At 64.8% G+C, this 10,244-nt stretch carries 11 protein-coding genes and 1 pseudogene; 8 read left to right on the top strand and 4 right to left on the bottom strand.

The window, feature by feature from the left end:
• Nucleotides 1–100: 100 nt before the first annotated feature.
• From ACK5L9_RS12670 to ACK5L9_RS12680, 3 genes are read left to right on the top strand one after another with little or no spacing between them, the layout of a single operon-like run.
• Nucleotides 101–982, top strand: coding sequence for an SMP-30/gluconolactonase/LRE family protein (locus ACK5L9_RS12670; RefSeq protein ID WP_416911827.1), 882 nt, complete (start codon nucleotides 101–103; stop codon nucleotides 980–982).
• A 4-nt stretch (nucleotides 983–986) separates the two neighbouring features.
• Nucleotides 987–1,523, top strand: a complete 537-nt coding sequence (locus ACK5L9_RS12675; RefSeq protein ID WP_416911828.1) for a nuclear transport factor 2 family protein — start codon at nucleotides 987–989, stop codon at nucleotides 1,521–1,523.
• Nucleotides 1,524–1,563: 40 nt separating this feature from the next.
• Nucleotides 1,564–3,204: a flavin-containing monooxygenase gene (locus ACK5L9_RS12680; RefSeq protein ID WP_416911829.1), complete on the top strand. Its 1,641-nt coding sequence runs from the start codon at nucleotides 1,564–1,566 to the stop codon at nucleotides 3,202–3,204.
• Between the two features lie 255 nt (nucleotides 3,205–3,459).
• On the opposite strand, the gene ACK5L9_RS12685 is transcribed toward ACK5L9_RS12680, so the two are convergent.
• The gene (locus ACK5L9_RS12685; protein ID WP_416911830.1) at nucleotides 3,460–3,936 is read right to left on the bottom strand and encodes a hypothetical protein; all 477 of its coding nucleotides are present in this window, start codon (nucleotides 3,934–3,936) and stop codon (nucleotides 3,460–3,462) included.
• Nucleotides 3,937–4,430: 494 nt separating this feature from the next.
• Between ACK5L9_RS12685 and ACK5L9_RS12690 the strand changes: the two genes are divergently transcribed.
• The 5 genes and pseudogenes from ACK5L9_RS12690 to ACK5L9_RS12710 all read left to right on the top strand — a co-directional run.
• Nucleotides 4,431–4,874, top strand: coding sequence for a MaoC family dehydratase (locus tag ACK5L9_RS12690; protein WP_416911831.1), 444 nt, complete (start codon nucleotides 4,431–4,433; stop codon nucleotides 4,872–4,874).
• Between the two features lie 30 nt (nucleotides 4,875–4,904).
• Nucleotides 4,905–5,834, top strand: coding sequence for a bifunctional riboflavin kinase/FAD synthetase (locus tag ACK5L9_RS12695; RefSeq protein WP_416911832.1), 930 nt, complete (start codon nucleotides 4,905–4,907; stop codon nucleotides 5,832–5,834).
• Entirely contained in the window at nucleotides 5,834–6,271 is a 438-nt protein-coding gene (locus ACK5L9_RS12700; RefSeq protein WP_416911833.1) for a YcgN family cysteine cluster protein, read from the top strand. Before ACK5L9_RS12695 ends, ACK5L9_RS12700 begins: the two co-directional genes overlap by 1 nt.
• Complete coding sequence (locus tag ACK5L9_RS12705) at nucleotides 6,268–7,308, top strand: threonine aldolase family protein (RefSeq protein WP_416911834.1); 1,041 nt, start codon at nucleotides 6,268–6,270, stop codon at nucleotides 7,306–7,308. The genes ACK5L9_RS12700 and ACK5L9_RS12705 overlap by 4 nt, the downstream gene beginning before the upstream one ends.
• A 44-nt stretch (nucleotides 7,309–7,352) precedes the next feature.
• Nucleotides 7,353–7,529: pseudogene (locus ACK5L9_RS12710) on the top strand (IS630 family transposase); the annotation flags it as partial.
• Between the two features lie 108 nt (nucleotides 7,530–7,637).
• Here ACK5L9_RS12710 and ACK5L9_RS12715 read toward each other — a convergent pair.
• From ACK5L9_RS12715 to ACK5L9_RS12725, 3 genes are read right to left on the bottom strand one after another with little or no spacing between them, the layout of a single operon-like run.
• Complete coding sequence (locus ACK5L9_RS12715; RefSeq protein ID WP_416911835.1) at nucleotides 7,638–8,390, bottom strand: LamB/YcsF family protein; 753 nt, start codon at nucleotides 8,388–8,390, stop codon at nucleotides 7,638–7,640.
• Nucleotides 8,375–9,403, bottom strand: a complete 1,029-nt coding sequence (locus ACK5L9_RS12720) for a biotin-dependent carboxyltransferase family protein (RefSeq protein ID WP_416911836.1) — start codon at nucleotides 9,401–9,403, stop codon at nucleotides 8,375–8,377. The genes ACK5L9_RS12715 and ACK5L9_RS12720 overlap by 16 nt, the downstream gene beginning before the upstream one ends.
• Nucleotides 9,400–10,146, bottom strand: a complete 747-nt coding sequence (locus ACK5L9_RS12725; RefSeq protein WP_416911837.1) for a 5-oxoprolinase subunit B family protein — start codon at nucleotides 10,144–10,146, stop codon at nucleotides 9,400–9,402. The genes ACK5L9_RS12720 and ACK5L9_RS12725 overlap by 4 nt, the downstream gene beginning before the upstream one ends.
• Nucleotides 10,147–10,244 lie beyond the last annotated feature (98 nt).

Genomic DNA, 10,244 nt, shown 5'->3' on the forward strand with positions numbered 1-10,244 from the left:
AACTGCGCTGCGCCAGTCTTGGGCCATTGCTCTGAAAGACACCGGGGCAAGCGGAGGATGACATGACGATCACACCCTGCCCCGCCAAGGCCCGGCGGCCATGACCTCTGCCGTGACCACCACGCGCATCTCGCGCTGTGCCGATATGCTGGGCGAAAGCCCGGTCTGGGATCATCGGCAGGGGCGGTTGTACTGGGTCGATAGCGTGTCCCGGCTGGTCCGGTTTCTGGATCATGCCAGCGGACAGACTGGCCAGCTTGAACTGCCCTCGGTCATCGGCTCGGTGGCGCTGTGCCGTGATCCGGGCCAGTTGATTGCCGGTCTGCAGGACGGGATTTACCGGGTTGATCTGGCCGATGGCGGGGTCGTTCCGGTCTGTCGGCCCGATCCGGCAAATGACCGGGTGCGCTTTAACGATGGCAAGGTTGACCGGCAAGGCCGCTTCGTCTGCGGTTCGATGGGCATCCATGCCGAGCCCCTGGGCGAGCTGATCCGCGTCTCGGCCGATGGCGGGATCACGCGACTTGCGACCGGCATCCGTATCGCGAATGCAATCTGTTTCAGCCCCGATGGCGGCACGATGTATTTCGCCGACAGCCTGGACTGCACGATCCGGGCCTGCAGCTATTCCCCTGGACCCCGACCGCCCGGCAGGCCGCGCCTTCATGTCGATACCCGGCCCTTCGGTTCCGGCCCTGACGGCGCGACTGTCGATTCAGACGGGTTCCTGTGGGTTGCGCTGGTCGGTGCCGGCAAGATCGGGCGTTTCGCCCCGGATGGCAGGCTGGACCGGCTGCTGGAGGCACCGGTGGACATGCCCAGTTGCGTCGCCTTTGGCGGCCCCGGCATGGCGACGCTGTATGTGACCTCGATCAGGGATTCCGGCACGGGCCGGGCGATTTCGCACCACCCGCTTGGCGGCCACCTGTTCGCAGTGGACGGGCTTGGCGTCACCGGCATCCCCGAGCCCTGCTATGGATGAGGCGATGCTGCAGCAGCTTCTGGACAAAGATGCGATACGCGATTGCATCCACCGCTATTGCCGGGGGATCGACCGCGCCGACGAGGCCGCGCTGGCCTCGGCCTATTGGCCGGATGCCCATGACAATCATGGCGCATTCAGGGGCAGTATCCCGCAATTCCTTGAATGGGTGCGCAAGGCATGGGCGCGCGGGCCGCGCAATATCCACAATGTCGGCAATATCCTGATCGAATTTCGCGGCCGAGACCGCGCCGCCGTCGAAACCTATTTCCTTGCCCTTCAGCGGGGCATCGGACCGGACGGGGTGGAACGACAGGTTCTGCTGGCCGGGCGCTATTGCGACCTGTTCGAAAGGCGCGGGGATGAATGGCGGGTAAGGGACCGAACCGTGGTCTATGACTGGGTGGAACCGCAGTCCCCGCCCGAGGGCGATGAACCAGCGCGCTTTGGCCCGCGCACCCCTATTGGCACCAGCTTTCCCGACGACCCGGTCTATCGGATCGGCGGCGAGGCGGGGCGGGGCAGGGATGATGACCCGTGACGGGCGGTTTACCGGAACATGGACGAAGGAGGTTGGAAAGATGGGCACGGAACACAAATCCGCAGGCATCCGACGCGCCGATGTGATCGTCGTTGGTGCCGGGTTCGGCGGCATGTATGCCGTCTACAGGTTCCGGGAGGCGGGTTTTGACGTCGCCGCGATCGAGGGCGGCAACGATGTCGGCGGGGTCTGGTACTGGAACCGCTATCCCGGTGCGCGTTGCGATCTGATGTCGGTCGATTATTCCTATGGCTTCTCGCAAGAGGTGCAGCAGGAATGGACATGGTCCGAACAATTCGCCGCACAGCCGGAAATTCTGGCCTATGCGAATTTCGTCGCCGACCGTCTGGATCTGCGCAGGCATTACCAGTTCGGCACCCGTGTCACCAGCGCGATCTGGGACGACGCGGCAAGGCTGTGGCGCGCCTCAACGGACAAGGGGCAGGTGATCGAGGCGCCCTTTTGCATCATGTCCACCGGCCCGCTGTCCATTCCCAAGGATCCCGACATTCCCGGCATCGACAGGTTTCAGGGTCTGCTTCTGCGCGCGCAGGTCTGGCCCCATGAACCGGTGGATTTCACCGGCAAACGGGTAGGGGTGATCGGCACCGGCTCGACCGGGATCCAGATCGTGCAGACCGTGGGCCGGCAGGCGGGCGAACTGTTCGTCTTTCAGCGCACCCCAAGCTGGACCCTGCCGATGCGCAACCACGATCTGGGGGCGGACTACATCGCCGAGATGAAGGCGCATTATCCGGAAATGCGGCGGTTGATGCGGATGAACCCGACCGGTGGCACGCGCCCGGTCTCGACCCGGCCATTTTTCAGCCTGCCCCCCTCGCAGCGCCACGACGTGATGGAACATGCCTGGCAGGATGGCGGCCATACCTTCCTGGCCTGCTTTTCCGACCTGTTGCTGAATCAGGATGCCAATGACCAGGTTGCCGAGTTTCTGCGCGGAAAGATCGCAGGGGTGGTGAACGACCCGGCGACCGCCGAGGCGCTGAAGCCGCGCGGCTATCCTGTCTTTGCCCGTCGGGTATGTCTCGATACCGATTATTACGAGACCTACAACCTGCCGAATGTGCATCTGGTCGATCTGCTAAAGGATCCGATCATCGAGATCACCGAAAGCGGCGTCCGGACAGAGGCGGGCGAGACCGGGCTGGACATCTTGATCCTTGCCACCGGCTATGACGCGCTGACGGGCGCATTGCTGGCCTTTGACCTGCGCGGGCGTGGCGGAAGGCGGTTGCAGGACAAGTGGAAGGAGGGGCCGGTCTCTTATCTGGGGATAATGCAAGAGGGTTTTCCGAACCTCTTTTCCACCTGTGGCGCGAACGGCCCGGCGGCGCTGGCCAATATCATCACCATCAGCGAAAATGACGTGGACTGGATCGCCGATGTGATCGCCCATATGCGTGCAGGCGGTTACGATACGGTCGAACCGACCGCGCAGGCCGAGCGCCGCTGGATGGCGCATGTGCGTGAACTGGCGGCCACATCGCTGGTGCGCAAGGCGAAAACCTGGTGGGTCGGATCGAACGTCAGGGGCAAGCCGCAGGGGCTGACCATGTATGTCGGCGGCTTCGACCGGTACAAGGCGCATTGCGACGCGACGGCTGCGAATGGCTATGCCGATCTGGCGTTCGGGCGGGTGCCGGAAAACGCCGAAGGATAGGGGTCGCGCCAGAACACCGCCGCCGCGCCTTGTCGGCGGTGTCATTCCTGACGTATCCGCCGGATGATTTGCGTCCCGCGGTGGCCGGGGGCGCTGCGCCCCCGGGACCCCCCGCCGGCCTCGCGGTGATCCGTGGCTTGGTCGGCGGACATCCGGCGAGAGGAGGAACGGAAGGGCAGAACTGGGCAAGGCACGGAAGGCAGCCCTGCGCTAAGCGCGTGTCCGGCCGGGCGGCGATGCTGCGGGCCCCTGCGATCAGGACAGCTTCCAGGTAATGTACAGCCCGACATCGCCCGGCAGGCCGTTGGGCCATTCGACAATCTGCGCCTTCAGGTGATAGCCAAGCGGCTGCAAGTGTTCGCGCCAGATGTCATAGATGTGGCGAGGCTGGCCGGTCAGCGTGTTCCACCAGCCATCCTCGGCCTGATTGATCGCACGGCCCAGATCGGTGCAAAGCTCGTGCGGGAAGCGGGCGACCATGATTTCCTCTTGTCCCTTCAGGGCGGCGGATTTGAGGCGGTGAAGAAAGCCCTCGATCGCCTTTTCGGGGATGGGGTCATCGGATTGCAGCCGTTTGATCAGCGCCTGCCGGTCCTGCTCGGCCTTGCTGGCGGCGACAACGGCGCTTTTTGCCTTTTCCATTTCGATTTGCGCGAAATATTCTTTCAGTTCCTTTACCGACATCAGAAGATCGTGGTCTTCATGAGGGAAAGGCGTGTGTTCCAAGGTCATGTCGAATACCCTCGCATATGGATGAAATCGCGCAATCCGCCGGGCGGTGCGTAGTCAGGATACGGCGCATGGGTGACATTACCATGCCCCATGGAGGCAACGCGACACATCGTCGCGCGATTCTGCGCAATGCTGTAGCGCAACAGCCGACCCATGCGCTCATTCCGCCCAATTGGATTGATCCAAAGCAGATTTGTCCGCATATCCACACTGCCGGTATCGCCTGTCATACTTGCTGCAAACGACCCTGCTGTGGCGAAAGTTCCCTGCTGCCGGAGGCCTTGAGGCCAGGGCTGACAGTTCCCGAGGGCCCGATACGCGTATCACGGCGACCGTGTCCCGGACGACCAGGCCGGGAAGCAAGGGACGGGCCGTTCCGTTGCGTAACAATATTATCCATCAGGATAGGTGTGGGTTATTTTCTTGCGTGACGCCGATTTTGCTGCTATGCAGCATTTTACAGACCGGAAGCCGGCAAGACCATGGAACGCAAGATGTTGGATAACCTTCCCCGCGGTACGATTGTCATCGAAGATCTGGAAATCGGTATGACCCGATACCTGCACAAGCAGATCACCGATCAGGACATTCAGATGTTCGCACAGGTATCGACCGATCATAATCCGGTGCATCTGGATGATTCCTATGCGCGGGACACCATCTTCGAGGGGCGTATCGCCCATGGCATGCTGACCGCCGGGCTGATCTCGGCGGTAATCGGCGAACAATTGCCGGGGCATGGCACGGTCTATCTGGGCCAGACGCTGAAATTCATGGCTCCGGTACGCCCCGGCGACATGGTCCGGGCCGAGGTCACGGTGGACAGCATTGATCACGTCAAACGCAGGGTGGCGCTTGCAACCCGCTGTCTCGTCGGCGATACGGTCGTCCTGAAGGGCGAGGCTGTCGTGCTGGCACCAAGCCGCAAGTTCGACTGAGGGGGCGGGGCTGCCCCAAAAGGGGGCGCGTTGCAGATCCATCACGACTGGACCGGCTTGCCAGCCACCGCTCGGGGCGCGACCGTTGCCATGGGCAATTTCGACGGCGTGCATCTGGGCCATCGCGCCGTGATCGAGGCGGCATCGCGCGCGGCGGACGCGCCCTTGGGCGTGATCACGTTTGAGCCCCATCCCCGCCAGCATTTCGCCCCGGACGCGCCAGCCTTTCGGCTGATGAACGCCGAGGCGCGGGCGAACCGTCTGGCGCGTCTGGGGGTGCAGCAGCTTTACGAATTGCCCTTTGGCCCGGTGCTGGCCGGTCAGACGCCCGAGGCTTTTGCCCGCGAAGTTCTGGTTGATGGTCTGGGCGTGTCGCATGTGACCGTCGGCGCGGATTTCTGCTTTGGGCAAAAGCGCGCGGGCAATGTGCGGACGCTGGCGGAACTGGGCGCAAGGCTTGGCTTTGGCGTCACTGCCGTGCCGTTGCTGGGCCACGATGGGCAGGATTACAGCTCGACCGCGATCCGGCAGGCGCTGACCGACGGTCTGCCGCGCGAGGCCGAAAAGATGCTGGGCCACTGGCACCGGATCGAGGGCGAGGTGGTTCATGGCGACAAGCGGGGCCGCGATTTCGGCTGGCCCACGGCGAATATGCAGGTCGGGGGGCTGCATCTGCCGCGTCTGGGGGTCTATGCGGTGCTGGTCGATGTGCTGACCGGACCGGACCGGTTGTCCTGTGCCGGCGTCGCCAGTCTGGGCGTACGGCCAATGTTCGGCAAGAACGCGCCCAACCTGGAGGTGCATCTGTTCGATTTCGACGGGGATCTGTATGGGCAGCACCTGTCAGTCGCGCTGGTCGAATTCCTGCGCGACGAGGCGAGCTTTGACCGCGTGGAGGCGCTGATCGCTCAGATTGCCGCCGATGCCGGTCAGGCTCGTGCGATCCTGTCGGGGGACTAATGCGCGAACGTTTCTGGGAACTGCCTGTCGATGAGCTTGCCCCCGATGAATGGGAGGCGCTGTGCGACGGCTGCGGCAAGTGCTGCCTGAACAAGATCGAATACGAGGATCGCGAACTGGCCTTCACCCGCGTGGCCTGCAAGCTGCTGGATGGTCAGGAATGCCGCTGCACCTCTTATGCGAACCGGCATGACTATGTCCCCGAATGCGTGGTTCTGACGCCGCAGAAACTGCGCGAAATCACCTGGTGGCTGCCCGCGACCTGCGCCTATCGCCTGCGAGCCGAAGGATTACCGCTGTATAAATGGCATTACCTGATCTCGGGCGATCCCGAATCGGTGCATCGCGCCGGCGTCAGCGTTCGCGGCTGGAGCATCAGCGAGCTTGAAACCACCGAAGATGACTGGGAACAGCACATCATCGGGGATCTGTCGTGAATTTCGCCTCGGATAATGCCTATGGCGCGCATCCAGCGGTTCTGGCGGCGCTGACAGGGTGCAATTCCGGGGCGATGATGGGATATGGTGCCGATCCGGTGACGGCGCGCGCCGAAGCCGCGATCCGCGACCTGCTTGAGGCCCCCGATGCCGTGGTCCGCTTTGTGGCGACGGGCACGGCGGCGAATGCGCTGGTCTGCGCGCAGCTTTGCCCGCCATATGGCCGTATCTATTGCCATCAGGATGCCCATATCGAGACCAGCGAATGCGGTGCGCCCGAGTTTTTCGCAGGCGGCGCCAAGCTGGTCCCCCTGCCGGGAGAGGCCGGTCTGATCGCGCCCGATACGCTGGCCGGGGCGATCCGGCATGGCGCGGGCGGGGGTCTGAATGGTGGCCTGAACGGCATGGTGTCGATCACCAATGTGACGGAATGGGGTACGGTCTATACGCCGGATCAGGTGGCGGCGCTGGCCGATCTGGCGCATGAGGCGGGGTTGCCCCTGCATATGGACGGCGCGCGCTTCGCGAATGCCGTGGCCTCGTTGGGATGTTCAGCCGCTGATCTGACATGGCGCGCAGGTGTCGATGCGCTGTGTCTTGGTGGCACCAAGAACGGCGCGCTGGCGGCCGAGGCGGTGGTATTCTTTGATCCCGCGCTGGCCAAGGGCTTTGATTACCGGCGCAAGCAATCGGGTCATGTCTATTCCAAACAGCGTTTTCTGGCCGCGCAAATGCTGGCGCTGGCGACGGATGGGCTGTGGCTGGAACTGGCGGTGCAGGCCAATGCCAAGGCCGCGCGTCTGGCCGAGGGCGTGCTTGCTGCCGGGGGCGGTCTGCTGGTGCCGGTGCAATCGAACGCGGTTTTCGCGACGATCCCCGCCAAGGCGTACCGGCGCGCGCGCGAGGCCGGGGCCATCTGCCACATCTGGCCCGACAAATCCGCCGAAGGGCTGGACCCGGTGCCGATCCGGCTGGTCACGGCATGGGATACGCCGGACGCGGATATCGAGGCGCTGATCGCGCTGTTTGCCGGATAACACCGGCGGCGGCCCTGCGCGCGGTTGGCGCCGGGTTCCGGCCCCCCCCCTACAGCCCCAACCTGAACCCCATGGAAATGGCGTTTTCCAAGCTCAAGGCGCTGATCCGCAAGGCCGCCGCGCGAACCTGTGAGCAACTCTGGTCCGCCACCGGCCATGTCTGCGACCTCTTCCCGGACGAAGAGTGCTACAACTATTTCAAGGCCGCAGGCTATGAGGCACATTGCGTCCGACATGCTCCAAGGGGCGAAAGTACACCGTTGCCGAACCATGCAGATGCGGGTCCGCGCCTCGGATCTTCGGGAACGGCCGGTCCTCAAGGCACCTGATCAGAACCGCCTGACGCTGATCCCCGCATCCGACAGCGACCTGCGCACCGTGGCGGCCATCGCCACAGCTTCGGCGGAATCGCCGTGAACGCAGATCGTGTCGATCTGGCAGGGGATACACTTGCCGCTGGCGGTCAGGATGCCGCCCGCGCGGATCATCTCGACCATGCGCTGCCCGGCTTCGGCGGGGTCATGCAGCACCGCGCCGGGCTGGCTGCGATCAACCAGCGAGGCGTCGTCGTTATAGGCACGGTCGGCAAAAATCTCGGCGGCGCAATGCGCGCCCAGTTCACGGGCGACGGCCTCCATCCGGGTTCCGGCCAGCACGACGATGACAAGTTCCGGATCGACGCGCAAGGCGGCCTGATAGCAGGCGCGCGCGACCTCGGGCGTGTCGGTGGCAATGTTGGACAGCGCCCCGTGCAGTTTCAGATGCCGCACCTGTGTTCCCAGCAGCGCGGCCATACCCCGCGCGGCCCCAAGCTGATAGGCAACCATATTGCCCAGTTCATCGGCAGACAGGTTCATCCGGCGACGGCCAAAGCCGCGCAGATCGGCAAAACCCGGATGCGCGCCGATACCGACGCCCTTATCTGCCGCGTTCCGCATCGTGCGGGCCATCACATCGGGGTCGCCCGCGTGAAAGCCGCAGGCGATATTGGCCGAGCTTACGATGTCCAGCAACGCGGCGTCATCGCCCATCTGCCACGGACCGAAACCCTCGCCCATATCGGAATTCAGATCGACTTGCATTCTTCCTCCAGTTCGTTGCCCGCGGTGACACCTCCGATCAACTGATAGGCCAACAGATCGGTCATCGTCCATGGATCGCGCAGCAGATCGCGACAGCGCGCCGCCGCATCCCGCATCAAGGCGGCATCGTCGCGAAATACGGCATCGGCCTGATCCTGGCTCAGCCTCTGAAACCGCAACCGCTGGCCGGGTGCGGCCTGCGCGATGACGGGCAAATCGGCGGGGATCACCTGCCCGATCCGGGGGTAGCCGCCGATGGTCTGGCATTCCGCCATCAGCACATAGGGCACCCCGTCGCCGGTCATCTGCAGATCCCCCGGACCGATAACATCCGAGGCCAGACCTGCCGCATGCGCGCTGGTGAACCGCCCTGCCGCGTCAAGCTGCACCCCCTGCCGGTTGCCGCGCGGGCTGCGCGTGAATTCGGTCGCGAAAAAGGCCGTCAGGGTATCGGCGTCGAACAGCGCGGTCTGCGGCCCGTCCATCACCCGCACGTTCCCACCGCCAAAGCGCGCCGCCGCATCGATCCTGCGCGCCGGACAGTCGGGGTCGGGGTCGTCGCCACAGGGCAAGTCATCGCCCGATGCGAGGGCCGCACCGATGCCAATGCTCAGATGCGCGGCGCGACTGCCCAGCCATTCCGGCGTGGCAATCCCGCCCGCAGGCGTAAGATAGGCATAAACGCCGGACACCGCGCCTCCGATCCGCAATTTCTGGCCGGGCAGAATCAGATGCACGGCATGCCATTGCAGCGGCTGATCGTCCAGCGTCGCGGTCAGCGGCGCGCCGGTCAGCGCGATGCGGGTAGGTGCCGACACGCCGAACACGCCCCCCGCCGCTGCCATCTCGATCCCGGCCACGGGAACTGCGGCACCCAGCAGCGCAGCGGCCTCGATCAGGGCCAGCCGGTCCATCGCACCGCCCCGCGACAGGCCCTGCGCCAGATGGCCTGGCCGACCCATATCCTGCACGCTCAGCATGCCATCGGCGCGGATCACGCTTAGCCGGATCATCGCAGCACCTCCAGCCTTGCGCCGCCCAACCCGTCCGGCGCATCGGCCAGCGCCGCGATCTCGGCGGGCGAGACCGGGGCATAGCGGATCGCATCGCCCGCCCGCAGCGGCATCGGGTCCGCCCGACCGGGCCGGAAACTGCGAAAGGCCACACGGGCGATCTGCCGCCAGCCGGTCGCCGAAACACCGCCGAACATCACGATCTGACGCACCGCAACCACCACTGCCCCCGCCGGGACCGAAGGGTTCAACGCGGCCATGCGCGGCAGCTCCCAGGATTCGGGCAAAAGGCCGATATAGGGCTGTCCGGGGGCAAAGCCGATAGCCAGAACCCGCAGATCGGCCTCGCAGACCTGCCGCGCCGCCGCGTCCTGCGACAGGTTCATCAACGCCGCAACCTCGGCCAGTTGCGGACCATTGTCGCCGCCAAAAGCCGCCGGGACGGTCCAGCGCCGCGACGCCTCGGGCAGCGCGGGACGGTCAGAGGCGATCCGCCCGGCCCTGCCCAGCAGGTCCGCAGCCACCCCCGCCCGCGCCGTTACCGCCGGGTCAAAGCGCAGCAGCACCGAGACCAGCGCCGGTGCGATCTCGACCGTACCGGCAGGCGGGTTGGCCTCAAGATCGGCGGTCAGCACCTGTGCCGCAGCCATCGCCTGCGGCAGGGGATGCAGCGCAAAACGCAACAGCACGCCATCCGGACCGGAAGGCAGGATTTCGGGGCAAAGGCAGATCCCGGACGTCATGGTCTGGGCTCGGATCGAAAGGCAGGCATGGCAGAGGGCAGTCGAATCTTGATCATGGCTCAAGACGGTGCCGCGACAATGACCCCGCCGTCAAGCAC

Source organism: Paracoccus sp. (in: a-proteobacteria) (assembly GCF_047973135.1).
In the GTDB taxonomy this organism is placed as follows: domain Bacteria; phylum Pseudomonadota; class Alphaproteobacteria; order Rhodobacterales; family Rhodobacteraceae; genus Paracoccus.

What these genes read in the sequence shown, in the direction of transcription:
- ACK5L9_RS12680 (WP_416911829.1), top strand. Translation starts at nt 1,564, where the DNA reads ATGGGCACGGAACACAAATCCGCAGGCATCCGACGCGCCGATGTGATC.
- ACK5L9_RS12690 (WP_416911831.1), top strand. Translation starts at nt 4,431, where the DNA reads ATGTTGGATAACCTTCCCCGCGGTACGATTGTCATCGAAGATCTGGAA.
- ACK5L9_RS12700 (WP_416911833.1), top strand. Translation starts at nt 5,834, where the DNA reads ATGCGCGAACGTTTCTGGGAACTGCCTGTCGATGAGCTTGCCCCCGAT.
- ACK5L9_RS12725 (WP_416911837.1), bottom strand. Translation starts at nt 10,146, where the DNA reads ATGACGTCCGGGATCTGCCTTTGCCCCGAAATCCTGCCTTCCGGTCCG.
- ACK5L9_RS12720 (WP_416911836.1), bottom strand. Translation starts at nt 9,403, where the DNA reads ATGATCCGGCTAAGCGTGATCCGCGCCGATGGCATGCTGAGCGTGCAG.
- ACK5L9_RS12715 (WP_416911835.1), bottom strand. Translation starts at nt 8,390, where the DNA reads ATGCAAGTCGATCTGAATTCCGATATGGGCGAGGGTTTCGGTCCGTGG.
- ACK5L9_RS12670 (WP_416911827.1), top strand. Translation starts at nt 101, where the DNA reads ATGACCTCTGCCGTGACCACCACGCGCATCTCGCGCTGTGCCGATATG.
- ACK5L9_RS12685 (WP_416911830.1), bottom strand. Translation starts at nt 3,936, where the DNA reads ATGACCTTGGAACACACGCCTTTCCCTCATGAAGACCACGATCTTCTG.
- ACK5L9_RS12675 (WP_416911828.1), top strand. Translation starts at nt 987, where the DNA reads ATGCTGCAGCAGCTTCTGGACAAAGATGCGATACGCGATTGCATCCAC.